The organism is Frankia nepalensis (assembly GCF_016786325.1).
GTDB lineage: Bacteria > Actinomycetota > Actinomycetes > Frankiales > Frankiaceae > Pseudofrankia > Pseudofrankia nepalensis.
In genome coordinates, this window is the sequence record NZ_JADWYU010000136.1 from 1 (window position 1) to 15,667 (window position 15,667).

At 71.1% G+C, this 15,667-nt stretch carries 7 protein-coding genes and 1 pseudogene; 5 read left to right on the plus strand and 3 right to left on the minus strand.

Features of this window, described 5'->3' with window-relative positions:
• The first annotated feature begins 177 nt into the window (after positions 1 to 177).
• From I6A81_RS18860 to I6A81_RS18875, 4 genes and pseudogenes are all read left to right on the plus strand, one after another.
• Entirely contained in the window at positions 178 to 1,209 is a 1,032-nt protein-coding gene (locus I6A81_RS18860; RefSeq protein ID WP_202999933.1) for an NAD(P)H-dependent amine dehydrogenase family protein, read from the plus strand.
• A 584-nt stretch (positions 1,210 to 1,793) separates the two neighbouring features.
• Entirely contained in the window at positions 1,794 to 2,879 is a 1,086-nt protein-coding gene (locus I6A81_RS18865) for an NAD(P)H-dependent amine dehydrogenase family protein (protein WP_202999932.1), read from the plus strand.
• A gap of 216 nt (positions 2,880 to 3,095) precedes the next feature.
• A pseudogene (locus I6A81_RS18870) lies at positions 3,096 to 3,387 on the plus strand (integrase); the annotation flags it as partial.
• A gap of 139 nt (positions 3,388 to 3,526) precedes the next feature.
• Positions 3,527 to 4,303, plus strand: coding sequence for a peptidylprolyl isomerase (locus tag I6A81_RS18875; protein WP_307875332.1), 777 nt, complete (start codon positions 3,527 to 3,529; stop codon positions 4,301 to 4,303).
• A gap of 638 nt (positions 4,304 to 4,941) precedes the next feature.
• On the opposite strand, the gene mobF is transcribed toward I6A81_RS18875, so the two are convergent.
• Positions 4,942 to 9,675 (minus strand): MobF family relaxase, encoded by a 4,734-nt coding sequence (gene mobF / locus I6A81_RS18880; protein WP_202999931.1) that lies wholly within the window; start codon positions 9,673 to 9,675, stop codon positions 4,942 to 4,944.
• Between the two features lie 628 nt (positions 9,676 to 10,303).
• Between mobF and I6A81_RS18885 the strand changes: the two genes are divergently transcribed.
• Complete coding sequence (locus I6A81_RS18885; RefSeq protein WP_202999930.1) at positions 10,304 to 12,577, plus strand: WD40 repeat domain-containing serine/threonine protein kinase; 2,274 nt, start codon at positions 10,304 to 10,306, stop codon at positions 12,575 to 12,577.
• A gap of 70 nt (positions 12,578 to 12,647) precedes the next feature.
• Here the strand turns inward: I6A81_RS18885 and I6A81_RS18890 are convergent, their stop codons facing one another.
• Entirely contained in the window at positions 12,648 to 13,649 is a 1,002-nt protein-coding gene (locus tag I6A81_RS18890; protein ID WP_202999929.1) for a pentapeptide repeat-containing protein, read from the minus strand.
• Between the two features lie 121 nt (positions 13,650 to 13,770).
• Positions 13,771 to 15,153 carry a DUF2637 domain-containing protein gene (locus tag I6A81_RS18895; protein ID WP_202999928.1) on the minus strand — a complete coding sequence of 461 codons (1,383 nt, stop codon included), beginning with the start codon at positions 15,151 to 15,153 and terminating at the stop codon, positions 13,771 to 13,773.
• Between the last annotated feature and the right edge of the window lie 514 nt (positions 15,154 to 15,667).

A 15,667-nucleotide genomic window follows, 5' to 3' on the forward strand; every position in this document is an offset into this window, starting at 1 on the left:
GCTGACCCTGCCCAGCACGGGCGCCGGCGGTACGGGTCGTCGAAGCGTCGGGCGCCATGCTTTCACGCTACCGGAGCCAGGCCAACGACCCAGGATGTTGACCGTGGTCAGCATGGCTGCGTAGGTTGGGCGAGGCAAACGGCGCACATCGGTTCGACGGCGCGAAGGAGTATCAGCGTGGCGATCCGCGTGGTTCAGTGGACAACGGGCGGCGTGGCCAAGGCTGCGGTGCGGGGTGTGCTCAAGCACCCCGCGCTGGAGCTGGTGGGCTGCTTCGCGTGGAGCCCCGAGAAGGCTGGCAGGGACGTCGGCGAACTGCTCGGCACCGACCCGATCGGCATCATCGCGACGGCCGACATCGATGACATCATCGCCCTGAAGCCTGACGTCGTCTTGTATATGCCGCTGCTGTGGGACGTCGACGCGATGGTGCGGCTGCTGGAGTCGGGCATCAACGTCATCTCCACGGCGAACTTCATCACGGGCCACTCGTATGGCGACGGCGAGATGAAGCGCATCGACGAGGCCGCCCGCCGCGGCGGGGTCTCCGTCTACGGCACCGGTATCAGCCCCGGCCTGATCGGCGCCATCACGCTCACCGCCGCGTCCGGATGCCGGGAACTGGAGCGCATCTCCATCTTCGAGGCCGCGGACTGCTCCTCCTACGAGTCAGAGGAGACCTGGTCGGCGCTTGGCTTCGGGAAGACGCCCGACACCCCAGGCATCGGTGAGTTCGCTCGCCTGCGCCAGCTGGTCTTTATGGACGCGGTAGAAATGTTAGCCAAGGCGGTCGGCGTGGAGCTGGACGATGTCCGCTACACCCGGGAGCTCGGGCTGGCCACCGAGGACATCGACCTCGGCTGGATGCAGATCCCCAAGGGAACCGTCTGCGGCATCAACGGCACCTGGTCTGGAATCGTCGACGGCCATCCGCTCGTCGAGATCGGCCTGCTCTGGCGGTTAGGCAACGCGATGGAGCCGAACTGGCCCATCGACGAGGGGCACCGGGTGGAGATCGTCGGCGTGCCCGGTATCCGCATGCGCGTGGAGTATCTCAACTCGGACGACCCCATCGACTACCACGCCCACACCGCCAACCCCGCGGTCAACGCGATCCCCGCGGTCGTCGCCGCCCCGCCAGGACTGGTGACCGTCGACGAGCTACCTCTGATCACCGCAGGCTCGGTCCGCGCGCGAACAGCCGGGTAGCAAGCGGCTTAGCCGCGAGGTCAGCCGGTCAGCTGGCACCCCTCCCCATTGGCCCCGCTCTTGGAGAACGCGGGGAGCACAATCGGCTGCCGCAGAATTTCTCCACCGCGGAAACCATCAGAAAATACGCGCACCTCACGGCGCTTGGACTGCGGATTTCCAGACGTTCGTCCGTCGGAATCCGAAGCCGTGGGTCAGTGCGATGCTCGACAGCATCGCCTGCCGAGACCGATTGTTCCCACGACGGACCTGCTCAGCGAAGAAGGCTCACGGCCGGCGTATTTCTCGTCACCGGCCGGCCTGACGCGGTCGCCGCGACGATCGCCCGGGCCGGCGCCGGCCCGAATGGCTTTCTACAAACCTCTTCGGAGCGACGGCGCCGTAGGCGAAGTCAGCATGGCCGCGGTTGCCTTACTGGGGCGGTCGAGCGGTGGGAAGACCAGCAAGTCCATCTTGCCGCCGGCCGTGGTGCTGGCCGTCCTGGTTCGTGCTAACCGGAGGCGGCCAGCGTGCTCCGACTCCTCACAACACAACAGCCTCACAGCCAGGTAGCCGCCTGCGACCACCTCAACAGGAGAGGACTCATGACCACCTCATCTCAACCCGTTCGTGTCATCCAGTGGTGCACGGGAAAGATCGGCCAGATCGCCATCCGCCACTTCGCGGCGAACCCGGCGTTCGAGCTCGTCGGCGTCTATACGACCTCGGCGGACAAGAACGGCGTCGACGCGGGAGCCCTCGCCGGGATCGGCCCCCTCGGTGTCACCGCCACGACGGACAGGGAAGCGCTCCTCGCCCTGGACGCGGACTGTGTGAACTACCTGCCACTCAAGGTCGACATCGACGAACTCGAGGAGCTGCTGCGGTCCGGGAAGAACGTCGTCACGGCCGTGGGCCTCACCTTCCCGCCGCCAGACGACGAGCGCACAGCCCGCCTTCAGGCCGCCTGCGAGGCCGGGGGCACGACGCTGCACGGAGGCGGCATCCACCCGGGGTTCGTCGGTGACATCTTCCCGCTCGTCGCATCCCGGTTGCTGAGCCGGATCGACCAGTTGGTCGTCACCGAGGTGTGCGACTTCAGCGACCACCCAGGCGCCAAGATGATTTTCGATCTCTTCGGTTTCGGCCTCACGCCCGACGAGGCCCGCAAGCACGCCGTCGCCATCATGGGCGAGGTCGACGCTCCCTATGCGGAGTCGATGGCACTGCTCGCCACCGCACTCGGCCTGAACGTCGAGCGATATTCGCACGAGCTCACCATGGCCGTCAGCGACCGGGATCTCACCATCGCCGCCGGGGTGATCCGGGCCGGGACCGTAGCCGGCATGCGCCGGCGCTGGGAGGCGATCGTCGACGGCCGCCCGGCCCTGGTCTTCCTGTCGAACTGGAAGATGGCCGACGACCTCACGCCGGACATCTGCGACGGCACGAACCGCTACATTCTGGAGTTCTTCGGCGAGCCAGCCACGAAGATCACCCTGGAACATCTCGAGCCCAGCGCGACCGGTGACCCCGGCTACCCCGGCCGGATCTGGACCGGCATGTCCGCCGTCAACCTGATCCACGACGTCGTCGCCGCACCGCCGGGCGTCCGCACCCACCTCGACCTTCCTCTCGGCCGCCCGCGCGGCCTGTTCCACAAGGGCGAGACGTGGCGGCCATCCGCATGACTGGAACCCGGCGGTGACAGTTGAGGACTGGAGACGTCCGCGGGCCGTACGTCGGTGCGTGACCACATCTGCTCTGCGGTCGTACGGCGGGCATGGTGGTCAGGTCGTCCCACTGTTCCCAGGACGGCCGTCCGCGTAGCTGTACCGTGCCAGAAGTCGATGTCGGGCCGCTGACCTGCGGGTTCGCCGCCAGGCGCCATTGACATGATCGCCACCATGGGGCGGCGGCTGATGTATTTGGTCATGGTGCGGGTGTTCGGCTGGCTCGTCCTGCTGACGCGTAGCGACGCGGCGAGGACGCTAGTGCTGCTGGTGCTGCGCCATGAGGTCTCGGTCCTACGCCGACAGGTCGGGCGGCCTCGGTTCACCTGGCCAGACCGCGCGGTCCTGGCCGTGGTGGGCCGGTCGCTCCCCCGGGAGGTCCGGGCATGCCGGTTGGTGACTCCGGCGACGCTGCTGGCCCCGCATCGCCGCCTGGTACACCGGCGGTGGACCTACGGGTTCCGGCCGCTTCGCGGCAGGCAACGCGACGCCAAGCCGGCCAACAGGTCCCTTCACCAGCCGATCGCGGCGCTACGGCTTGATCATCGCCCTCCTCGTGGTCGTCATCGCTAGCGCGATCACAGGCATTGTGCTGTCCACCGGCGGTGGCTCATCGGCAGACGACTCTCCAGACACCGCGAGCGGTCCCAGCACCACTACTTCTAGGCGTCAACGCTCTCGGCGCCGACACGCTCGCGACGTCCAAGGTCGGCGACTGCGTCTACACGAAGGACGGCTCCGGCGCCGCGCCGGCCAGGGACGTCGCGATGCCGCCGTCGGCGCCGACGGTCAACACCAGGCCGGCGACGATGACGATCAACACCAGCCTCGGCACGATGGTCGCGACCCTGGACGCGGCGAAGGCGCCGTGCACGGTACGCGCGTTCCTGCAGCTGGCCCAGGCGAAGTACTTCGACGACACGCCCTGCCACCGGGAGACCGCCGGGGCGGAGGCCGGCATCTTCGTGCTGCAGTGCGGCGACCCCACCGGCACCGGTAGCGGTGGCCCTGGGTTCACGTACAAGAACGAGAACACCGAGGGCGTGAACTACAACCGGGGCGTGCTCGCGATGGCGAACGCCGGCGCCGACACCAACGGCAGCCAGTTCTTCATCAACTACGCCGACCCGACGGCCGACGGTGCCTCGGTGCTCGCCGGCAACTACACCGTCTTCGGTCAGATCACCCAGGGCCTCGACATCCTCGACAAGATCACCAGCCCAGGTGTCGAGGGCGTGGCAGCGGCGGCGCCCCCGCGAGCAAGCCGCAGATCCTTTCCATCACGATCAGCCAGTAAGAGGGCGGGCTGTTGCGTCGAGCCGGCGCAGAACATGGCAGGGCGGGTTGGTTGCCTGGTCAGACGGCCGATGCGAGTTCGGTGAAGGCTGTGGCGAGTCTGCGATGGGGCTCGGCGTCGATTCGGACCACGCCGCTCGCCTGTCCACCGCCATCCGGTGGCAAGCCGGTCTGTGCCGTGGGCGCGCCAGCGTCCACGGCACAGACCGGCGCGGCAGCATGGCCCTTGCCCAGCGCGACCAGCACTGACCAGACCAATCAGTCCCCAGTGCTCCATTTTCCGACCACCGGCCGTCCGCACGGCGCGGCACGAACGCCGGACCTTTTCTGGGCGATTGCGCGTCAGCGCAATCGCCATGTGTGCCGGAGCGTCGGCGTGACCACCGAGGGGTTGTAGTTGCCGCTTCCGAAGGCGGTGCCTTTCGGAGTGGCTGGCGCCGGCGGCCCTGCGGGGCGGCCCCAGGCCCGCGGTCCAGGGCTCCCGGCGCTCCGGCATGATCCCGCTTCCCGCTTGATTGAGATTTCTATGAAAGGCTTTTATGATCGCCTCCGTTGTTGTGGCGCGTGCGGCGATTGAACGGGCTTGTAGCTTCACGCGGTGGACACCGGCCTGATATTCGCGTCGGAGCGCACTCCGATATCAGTGCCCCGCTGTTGTTGCCCCAAGGAGTACTCCGCGCTGAAGGGATATCTCTTGGCTACCGGGCCGATGATCCTGATGTGGTCAGAGCGGTAGCTGGAGGTCGAGGCCGGGTTCGGGCTGGGAGGCGTGGTCGTAGGCCGCGGCGGCGTGTGGCTCGTTCGGACGGGTGCCGAGGGCTTGGCGGATCGGGTCGGGGTCGCCGGGGGCCGCGGGGGTTCCGTAGGCAAGGCCGAGTTCGTGGTGGCGGTAGTGCTCGACGCGGTGGGCGGCCTCATCCCAGGCGGTAGTGGACCGCTCGGCCGGACGGGGGCCGAGGAGGGTCTTGAGGTAGCCGGGTGGTTCGGTGCGGGCGCGCAGGGCGGCGCGGCTGGTCTGGCGGTCGAGCGCGGTCTCGAGGAGGGCCCGGCGGGCCTGTGCCTGGAAGCGCGTCGCCGTGGCCCCGTCCGTCGTGGCGGGATGGTGCACCGGGCGGAGCTGGGTGTCGAGGGTGCGGTGTTCGGCGGCCAGGGTGGCGGTGGGCCAGGTGACGAGGTGGTTGATCTCGGCGGTGGTGAAGAGGTGGGCGGCGTGGTTCCAGTCGTCCTGGGCGGTGCGCGGGGCGGGTAGTTGGTAGTGCGTCGGGTCGAGGCCGGCTCGGTGGCACAGGTCGGCGACCCGGTGGGCGAGTACCGCCGCACCGGTTCGGATGTCGGTGACCGGGTCGTGGGTGAGCGCGGCTGCCAGCTGGTCGGCGGGGTGGCCGTGGTCGAGCAGGGTGTGCAGGCCGGCGATCGCCTGGGCGCGGGCCACGGACTCGCCGCCGCTGTGGAACCGTGTTCGGGCGGGCTCTAGGAGGGTGGCTGCCCAGGTGGTGGCGAGGTGGACGGCGTCGTCGTGGTGGCGCAGCCATGGGTCGCGGCGGCGGGCGGCGGCGGTGGCGCCGGGTGGCGGGCCGACCTCGTGGGTGGGGGCGGGTGGCTGGTGGCGGGCGTGGTAGATCGCGAGCGCGGTGACCGTGTCCTCCCAGCCGGCGCGTGCCGGCCCGCCGGCCGGGCGCGGGCCGATGCGGGCAAGCAGCTCAGGTGGCGGGTCGGCGAGCGCGGCGGCGCGTAGCACGGCTTCGGCGGCGAGTTCGGCGCGGCGGAGCAGGACCTGGCGTGGCGGATCGGCGCGGATCGCGCCGGTCCGCGCCGTCTCGGGCGCGCCGACCGGCGCGTCCGGCGCCGTTTTCGGCGCGATCGGCGCGTGGGGCGGCGTGGATGGCGCGTTCGGCGCGTCCGTGGACGCGCCGCCGGCGTGAGGGTGGCGCGGTCCGACCGCGTCGGCGCGGTCGGATCTGTCGTGCGCGGTGGAGACCTGCTCGTGCGGCGCGATTCGGGTGGAGGGGGTGGCTTCGAGGCGTAGGGCGGTGAGTTCGGCGAGGGTGTGGCGGGTGCGGAGCTGGTGGACGGTCGCGACGTCGGGGTCGTGGTCGGTGGCGAGGCGTTCGGTGCGGGTGCGGGCGAGCCGGTCGGCGAGCCGCTCGAGTGGCCCGTCCGGTTCGGTGACCGTGGGTAGCCAGCCCTCGTCGTCGTCACTGTCTCGGAGTTCGTCGCGCCGTAGGACGTAGGCGTGTAGGTCTCGCCGGGTGCGGGAGAGCATGACGTAGAGGGCGGGGCGGGTGGTGTCGTCGGGGACGACGGCACGGGCGGTGTCCATGGTGGCGCCCTGGGCCTTGGCCGCGGTGATGGCGTAGGCGTGGCCGAGGCCGCCGTCGCGGCCGTCCTCGAACCGGTGGGTCAGGTATTCCCAGGGCACGCGCACGGTTCCCTTGCTCGGGAAGTACACCTCCAGTGCCTGTGCGGCGGGGTCGTCGGCGAGGTGGACTGTGGTGATGACGCCGACGGTGCCGGTGCGGATGTAGGCCGACTTCGGCCGCCCGGCGGGGATGAGGGTGTGGCCGGCCTGGGTGAGCGTGATGACCTCGTCGCCGACCTGGAACTCCCGGCCCGCGACGGCCAGGACCGGGCCGGTCAGGGTGCCGTCGGCGGTGAGCAGGGCGCGGGCGGCGGTGTTGAGGGTGTCGACGTCGCGTTGGCGTTCGGCCATCATCCGCACCATCGCCGGCCGGGGCGCCATGGAAGACCTCGCGCCGTCCGCGCCGTTCCCGCCGTCTGCCCGGCGCGGCTCCGCGCCGTTCGCGCCGTTCGCGCCGTCTGGTGTGGCCCGCACCTGCGCGCTGGTGGCATCGGTCGTGGGGTGGATGACCTGACGGCGTTCGGTGTACCAGTCCGCGACGGCGCGCTCAAGCAACTGGTCGGCGGTCTCGGCGAGCACGATATGGCCCGCGGCGGCGAGCCGGTCGAGAGCGGCGCGAGTCGCAGGCGCGGCGTCGGCGCGCAGCGCGGCGAGCGCGGCGCGAATCGGCGCCATCTCCGCGCCGGCCTGGCGATGCACGGTCACCAGCGCCGGCACGTCGACGGTGTCGGCGACGAGGTGGGTGAACCAGCCACCGGCGTCGACCGAACCCAGCTGCGCCGGGTCACCCAGCGCGATCACGACCGTGCCTGTACGGGTGGCATGCCGCAACAGCCGTTCGGCATGGCGAGTCGAGACCTGGGTCGCCTCGTCCACGATCAGCACCGACCCCGCCGGCCACACCTGCGCCGGATCGTCGACATGGTCGAGCAGGGTCAGCCAGCTGGCCACGACCCGCGTCGGGACACCGATCCGCTCAGCAAGTTCTTCGGCTTGGCGGCCTCCGTGCGCGGTCGCGAACACCCGCCGGCCAGCGGCGGTCACGATGGCGGTCAGGGCACGCATCGCCTCGGTCTTGCCCGTCCCGGCCGGGCCGACGAACGGGCGGACCAGGTCCCCGGAGGTCAGCAGCCGACGCAGCAGGCCGATCTGCTCCGCCGTCAGCACCGGCCGCCCAGCGGCGGACGCCGTCGTGGCGAGCGCGGTGGGCAGGTGATCTCCGCGTTCCGCGGCGCGCCGACGGCCTTGGTTCCTCTCGGCCGACGCCGGGACGCACGAGGTCCACCGAGCTTCGGCAACCTCGGAAACCGGTGACGCAGGCGGGGCGTCGTCCACCTCCGCGCGGCCCGCGCCCGGGCGTGCCGTCGTCGCCCGGTGCGTGAGGGCGGCCAGCTGAGTCTCAAGCGTCGCCGGGTCGATGAGCAGGCGAGGCGCGGCACCAGCGGCGACCTCGCCCTGGCGGACCAGGGCGAGCAGGGTGTCCTCCGCGGTGAGCAGATTCTCCACGGTGTAGACGGCCGCGGGCTGGTGGCGGCGTCGGGTGCGGGTCGTGTCATGTAGGACGACCACCCGCCGGTCGGCGAGGAACCGGTCGACCAAGTGCTCGATCCCGTCAGCGTCCAGGCGATCGCCCGCGAGGCCAGCGATGTGCTGGACGACGTCGCGACGGGTGAACGTCGTCGCATGCTCGGTCAGCCCGAACGCCCCCGCCAACCCGTCGAACAGGACGGCGACCTGCTCCTTGCCCAGACCCGTCGACCGGACCGGCTCCGACCGGGCAGGGGCGAGGCCGCGGACCTGGTCGACCGTGAAACCCGCCACCGCCAGCCGCTCCGCCTGCAACACCTGAACCTCGGCATCGGCCTGCACCCGCTTGGCCACCCGAGAACCCCGCTGCGCAGCAGCCTCGGTAGCCCCCGACGGCTCGAACCCGGCAGCGACAAGCTGCGTGAACTCCTCGACCACCTCCCTGTGCCTCGTCGAGAACGCGGCGAGCAGGTCGACGGGGAACGACGCGATCTCGGCGACCCCGTTACGGGCCGGCTCCCAGACCACCCCACGCCGCGCCGTCAGCTCATGGCGCAGCACCGCCGCACCGACATAACCCGCGGTCTTCACCTCGGCCAGGAACAGCTCCCCGTCCAGCGCCCGCCAGTCCCAGCTCTCCTCGGCCGCCGGGTCCTGGCCGTCGGGATGGGTGGCGACGACGACCGCGTTGATCACAATGTTGTGGACATGCAGATGCGCCTCGACACTGCGCGACACATCGTGCAGGTAGGACGCGACCGCCAGACCCAGCGCGTGGCGGCTCTGTCCCCGCACGACCCCGAACGCGCCATGACGCTCCAGATAGCTGATCGTCGCGTCCACCGCCGCGTCCAACGCGGCGGCCACATCCGCGCGCAGCGCCTCGTCACCGAACGCCCATAACAGGCTCACCGACTTCGGCGCCGCACACACCACGTCATAGCCAAGCACCGTCGCCGGCGGCGTCCGCGCCACACACCACCGCTCCAACTCGCCCCGCCGCACCAGCCACCCCCGCCGCCCCCGCACTCCCGTCAACTGGTCCGCCGACCCGCGTAGTAGTCCGTCGCCCGTGCGCGCGGCCTCGTCGCCGGGGTCGGGAATGCCTGCCTGCGTGGCCGCGTCGGCCGGCGCCGCCGCCCGCGCTTCGGCGCTACGGCTGACGAGAAGGCGCAGGTAGGCCGCGCTCACGCCGGCTACCTCGGACGCCTGTGCCAACGTCAACAGATCATCAGGCCCGGCGATGGCGACCGCTTCCCGAGCAGCCGCGTCGGCTGACACGGATAGGCGGATCACCCGGCCAGCCGAACCGGCTGCCGCCAGCAACGGCCGGCCCGTGACCGCGTGCTCGCCCCGCAGCAGCCGCTCCAGCGCCAACGCCGGTACCTCACCCCGTAGCCCCACCAACTCGGCCGCCGACCCACGCGCTCGTCCTCGGCCGAAGTACCGCGCCAACGGGTCGACCGACGGCGCCTGCCCGCCCTGCACGTAGTGCACGACCGCCCGCGCCGCCTTCGCGACCTCCCCTGTGTCCCGGGCCTGGACCCGCAATACCTTCGCCGTCGCGATCATCGCCGGCCCGCCTCGCCAGGCCGGGCCGGTTCCGTCTCGTGGGACCGACGGCCAGCCCAGGCGACGGGTCGTCGTGACCGTGCTCGAGGGACCGGGTTGGGGTCGAGCCACGCCATGTCGCCGCCGCCTCCGCGCACGCCAGGACGGCACCCGCCCGGCCCACATCCGGACGGCACAGGCACCGAAAAACCCGACGCTGCCCCCGGCTGTCATCGCCGAGGCCCTCGCGAACGTCATCGCGAACCACCTCGCGACGAGCGGCGCGGCCATCGGCGCATCCCAGACGACATCGCGGCCCACGACGTCAAAGCGCCAGCCGGGCCGAGCCGCTCAGCCGAAACCAACCCACCGCGAGGCAGGCCAGCTCCCATGGGCCCGCCTGTGTGCGCGCCATCTCAGCCGCGGGTTGGGCCAGTACGCGAGGTCAGGGGGCTCGCCAGCCGTCACCGAACCCTGTCGACCCGGCACGGTCAACCTCGCCGGGACGACGGCCTGTCCGGGGAGTCGTGGTCGTCTTCCGTCGGTTCCTGTGACAATGCTGCTTCTGATAGGAAACGCGGCCGGGTGATGCCGGACCGGCCGCAGGGGGTACGGGGGTCGGCATGATGCGGCCATGTGAGCTGTTTGCGTGGCGGAGGCGTTCCGCCAGGTGATCATTGATCGAGGGCGGGTCGCCGCCGCACTACCCGGCTACAAGATCGGCGCCCAGCTGGGGGCAGGCGGGTTCGGGCTGGTCGTCGTTGGACGGCACAAGCGACTCCGACGTGACGTGGCCATCAAGGTCATTCCGGCCGAGGCCGCCATGGTCGGCGGGGAGTTCACCTCCGAGGCCGAGATGCTGGCCAGTCTGGATCATCCGCACATCGTGCGGGTCCACGACTATCTGGAAGCCGACGGGCTCGGCCTGATCGTGATGGAGCTGCTCGGCGGCGGCACCCTGACCAGCCGCTGGCGTGACCTCAGTCAACCCGAGATATGCGCGGTGGGGCTGGCGATCGCCGCCGGCCTCGCCCACGCCCACGAGCGCGGCATCCTGCACCGCGACATCAAGATGGCCAACGTCCTGTTCGACACCGCCGGGATGGCGAAGCTCGGCGACTTCGGCATCGCCCGGATGTTCACCGGGTCGGGGGTGACCGGAGCCCCCCACGGGGCTGGCACCCCGTTGTACATGGCCCCGGAACAGATCGCTGGTGGCCGGTTGAGCCCGGCGACCGACCTGTACGCCCTCGGGGTGGTGCTCTACCAGTTGCTGACCGGCGCCCCACCGTTCGACCCGACCCTGTCGCCGCCGCAGCTGTGGCACCAGCACCTGACCAGCCCACCCCCGCCGGTACACGGGGTACCCCGGCGGGTCACCGACGTCGTGCTGCGCACACTGGCGAAGGACCCGGCCGACCGGTATCCGGACGCCGACAGCTTCGCCGCCGCGTTGGCCGCCGCCGCTGTGGCCGTCTACGGTCCGGCCTGGCTGGCCGACACCGGCCTACCACTGCAGCTGACCGACCCCGTCCGTCACGTCGCGGTCCCCTCGCTGCCAACCATCCCGCCCAGAACCACCGGCTCCTCGGCCAGGCCCCGCCGTGCCACGGCCGACGCCCTGCTCGCGACGCCGGCCACGACCGGTACCGGTGCCGCCGGTGGCCTTCCGCCGGGCACGAGGCGCCGACGCGGCGCGCTCCGATCGAGGAGAGGCAAACTGCTCCTGGTCGCTGCGGCGCTCGTTGTCACCGCGGCGTCCCTACTGGTCGTGCTCCTGCGCGGAGGGCAAGCTACCGGCCCGCTGGCAGCCACCCTCATCGGACACAACGGCTCAGTCAGCTCGGTGGCGTTCAGTTCGGATGGGGTGCTGCTGGCCACCGCCAGCGACGACCACACCGCCCGGCTATGGGACACCAGCAGCCGCGGCAGCGTCGACCGGCCGCTGGCTACCCTCACCGGCCACGGCGACTGGGTCAACGCGGCCACGTTCAGTCCAGATGGGCGATTGCTGGCCACCGCCAGCGACGACCACACCGCCCGGCTGTGGGACACCAGCAGCCGCGGCAGCGTCGACCGGCCGCTGGCCGTCCTGATCGGCCACACCGACCTGGTCTACGACGCGGCGTTCAGCCCTGACGGGCGGCTGCTGGCCACCGCCAGCTACGACGGCACCGCCCTGCTGTGGGATACCAGCAGGCGTGGCAGCATCGCTCAGCCACTGGCCACCTTCGCCGGCCACACCGACTGGGTCGACAATGTGGCGTTCAGTCCGGACGGAGGGCTGCTGGCCACCGCCAGCTACGACGGCACTGTTCAACTGTGGACCACCAGTAGTCGCGGCAACGTCACTCGGCCGCTGACCACCCTCACCGGCCACAGCGACGGCATCTACGACGTCGCGTTCAGCCCTGACGGGCGGTTGCTGGCCACCACGGACGGCACTGGCAGCACTCGTCTGTGGGACACCAGCAGCCGCGGTACCGTCGATCGGGCGCCAGCCATCCTCCTCGGCTACGGCGACTGGATCCTGGATGTGACGTTCAGCCCTGACGGGCGACTGCTGGCCACCGCCAGCGACGGCGGCAACGCCCAGCTATGGAGCGCTAGCAGCCGAGGCGCCCTCGACCGGCCACTGGCCACCCTCACCGGCCACACCGGCGCGGTCAACTCAGTGATGTTCAGTCCGGACGGGCGGCTGCTGGCCACCGGCGACAACAGCAACGCCCGGTTGTGGTCCACCAGCAGCCGCGGCAGCGTCGATCAGCCACTGGCCACCCTCACCGGCCCCACCGAGACGCCCGACGACGCGGTGTCCGGTTCGCACAGGTCGGTGGCGTTCAGCCCAGACGGGCGGCTGCTGGCCACCGCCACCGGCGTCGACGGCACGGCCCGACTCTGGTATGTCGACGCGGTCGACTGATCTCCCGCCTCCGCCAGCCCAGCAGCCAGACGGCGCCATGACTCACAGATGATCGCCAATGGCGCGCTGTTCAGGTCCACCATGCCGGCCGGTTGATGCCCGCTGGCAGTTGGGTCCGCGGGTTTCCTTCCGCCACGTCCACCTGTGTCTGTCGCAGGCCCCGCGCGCGGCTCAGATCCGCCCCGTCCAGCGTCGCGCGGGTCAGGTCCGCCGAGGTCAGCGTCGCGTCGGTCAGGTTCGCCCCGTTCAGCATGGCCCCGGTCAGGTTCGCCCATTTCAGTGAGGCACCAGTCAGCTCGGCCTCGTCCAACCTCACGCGCGTCAGGTTCGTCCCTTCCAGCAAAGCGCCGCGCAGGTTCACCTGGACCAGCATGGATTCACTCAGATTCGTCCAGTTCAGCAGGGCACCGGCCAGGTTCGCCCCCGTCAGGGAGGCGCCGGTGAGGTTCGCCCGCATGAGGACGAGGTTCGGCAGGTCGACGCCGCCGAGGTCGGCACGGGGAATGACCGTCGGGTCGGGCAGACCTCCGAGCAGGTTCAACGCGGCACGAGGGACGAGGCTGCGCGCGGGCAGGCGTCCCAGGACGGTCACCGCCGCCTTCACGTCGGTCCCATACCGTCGGCCCGCGGCGGCATCGGCCGGGTCTGGCGCCGGCGGGCTGGCATTCTCGCGGACGAAGGCAGACAGGACCTCGACGATGGTGCGCTGATCCGCCGGGGAGTCGACCGCGACGCGTTCCAGGGCGTAGATGCCGGCGAGGCGGACACCGAGGTTGTCCGGATCGTTGAGCAGCTTCACCGCCTCGACGTAGAACTCCCGGACATGGGTGTTCGCGTTCGCCCGCCTGGTCTCGTCCAACGCGATCAGACCGCCAGCGACCGCCGTCAGCGCCGCGGCCGCGGTCAACAGCCCGCCCTGCAGCGACGCCTGGGCCGCCTGGTCGGTGTACATCCGGTCCGGCAGATGCCAGATCGCCACCACCGCCATGACCGCGCCCAGCCCCGCCAGGCCAGCGACCGCCAGCAACCAGCGCCGCCCCGAACGCCGGACAGCTCCCCAGTGGTCCGCCATGACAAGGGTTGTACCGCCATCACCATCACCCGGCAGACCACACCGCGAAGCCGAACCCGACCGCCATCACCCCTGTCGAAGCGCTGTTTCGTTCGGCGTTCGCGAGACCTGGCCGCCCCGGTCAGGCCGCGGTTGTGGTTCGTAGTTCGGCGATGTAGCGGCGCGCGGTGCCCTCGTGCAGTTTCAACATGGGGGCGAGATCGCGGGCGAGGGCGTAGTCGGTGCGCGGGTCGTCCGGGTCGAGGGTGGCCAGAAGGGCCGCGAGCCGGGCGCGTTTGCTGACGAACCGGGCCCGCCGTGGCGGCGTCGATGATCCGGTGGCGCGTTGGCTGCCGGCTGGCGGTTCGGATCCTTCGCTGGCCGGCGAATCACCAGAGACCGGCGCCGCCGGGAGCGTGCTGTCGACCGGTTCAGCGACGCGCGGCAGGTCGGACGGCGTCACCCGTGTCGGGGCGGTCCGCGCTCGCTGCCCGGGCACAGGCACCGTCTCCGGGATCCATACCGGCGCCGGGGAGGCACCGGTCGCGCTGGCCGGTTCACCACCCGGCGCGCCGGTCGAGGTCGGTGACGGGAGCGACCAGGTGCCTTCCAGCCCCGTGACGTCCGGCCGGCGTCCGAGGGTCGGTCCCGCGTCGCCCTCGCTCAGGATGCCCAGCTGACCGGCCAGCACCGGGCCCGGCGAACTGGGCTCCGCCATGGCGGGCTCGTCTCCGCCGGCCGGCTGGTAGGCAGTCCATGAAGATCCCGCCATCGACGCGGCTACAGCAGGCGCGCCTGGGTCAGTGGGCCCGTCGTCCGGCTGTGGCGTCGGACGCGCGTCCGCGAGGATGCCGGGCATGGCGGTCCGTGCGGGATGTTCACCCGCGCTGCCTGCGCGCGGGACGGCGCGTCGACGCGCCCAGGCCCTGGTGTCGTCGGTGGGACGGGTGGCGCGGATCTGCCGCATGAGCAACTCGTAGGCCCCGATCAGGGCGAGTGGCGGCCAGGCGGCGATGATCCGGGCGGCCAGGGTGGGTTCGGCGTGCATGACGTTGGCGGCCAGGCTCGCCGCCGAACCGAGGACGAGCAGCGTGTAGGGCAGCCAGGTGCGACGCCGGCCCGCTCGGCTGTCGGCGAGCAGCGTCAGAGACGCGGCGACGATCAGACCGTCCACTGAGATGGGGATGATCGCGGCGGCGACGGGGTCCTCGCCGTGCTCGAGAGCGACGCCATGCATGTGTTTGTAGGAGACGGCGGCGGCGATGCCAGCCACGGTGAGCACGGCGGCCACGGTGGCGAGCCGGGTCCAGACGTCCCCGTCGCGCCACCAGCGCCTACCCGGGCGGAGCGCTCGTTCCGCGGCGGTGCCCCGGCTGTCCGCAGCCTGGTCGTCGAGCGCGGCCCAGTGGGAGTGGCCGTCGAGGGGTGCAGCTGGGGGCCGGATCGGGTCGGTGGGGGCGTGCGGGGTGATCGGTTGGAAGGACGCGCCGCCGGGGGCGGGCGGCGCGGAGGCGGCGAGGGTCATGGGGCCTACCAGGTGATGTGGTGATCGAGCCAGGGAGATCGCGGCCGGTCCAGCCAGGGCCAGCTGGCACCGGCCGCGGGAGGTCATGGGCAGGTGGTTGAGGGTGGGAGAGACGTGAAGGTGGCGACGTGACCGCCAGCTCATGCACGTGGCCACTAACGGCCCCGGGTCTTTGGCGTCGGGACGTCGGAAGGCCGCGCGTCGCTGTGCTGGGCCGTGCGTCGGGCGGGGATGTCAACTCCGGTGAGACTCCCCACCTCCAATCGTGTGGCGCGAATCACTTTCGCCACGCTGGGTAGTCGATCCAGCCGTCCGTCCGGATCTCTGCGTTGACATGAGCGTGCTGGCGGCCGGGGCGCGGCGCCGACGGGTCGAGCAGCAGGCCACGGGACGTCCAGCGACCGAAGATCCCGGCACCATCCAGGACGGCATCGGACGGCACGCAAACGTCGGCGCCGGCATCGGGCGGCACAGGGCGGTAGAGCCCAGCTACGTGCACAGGCGCCTCCCGGCG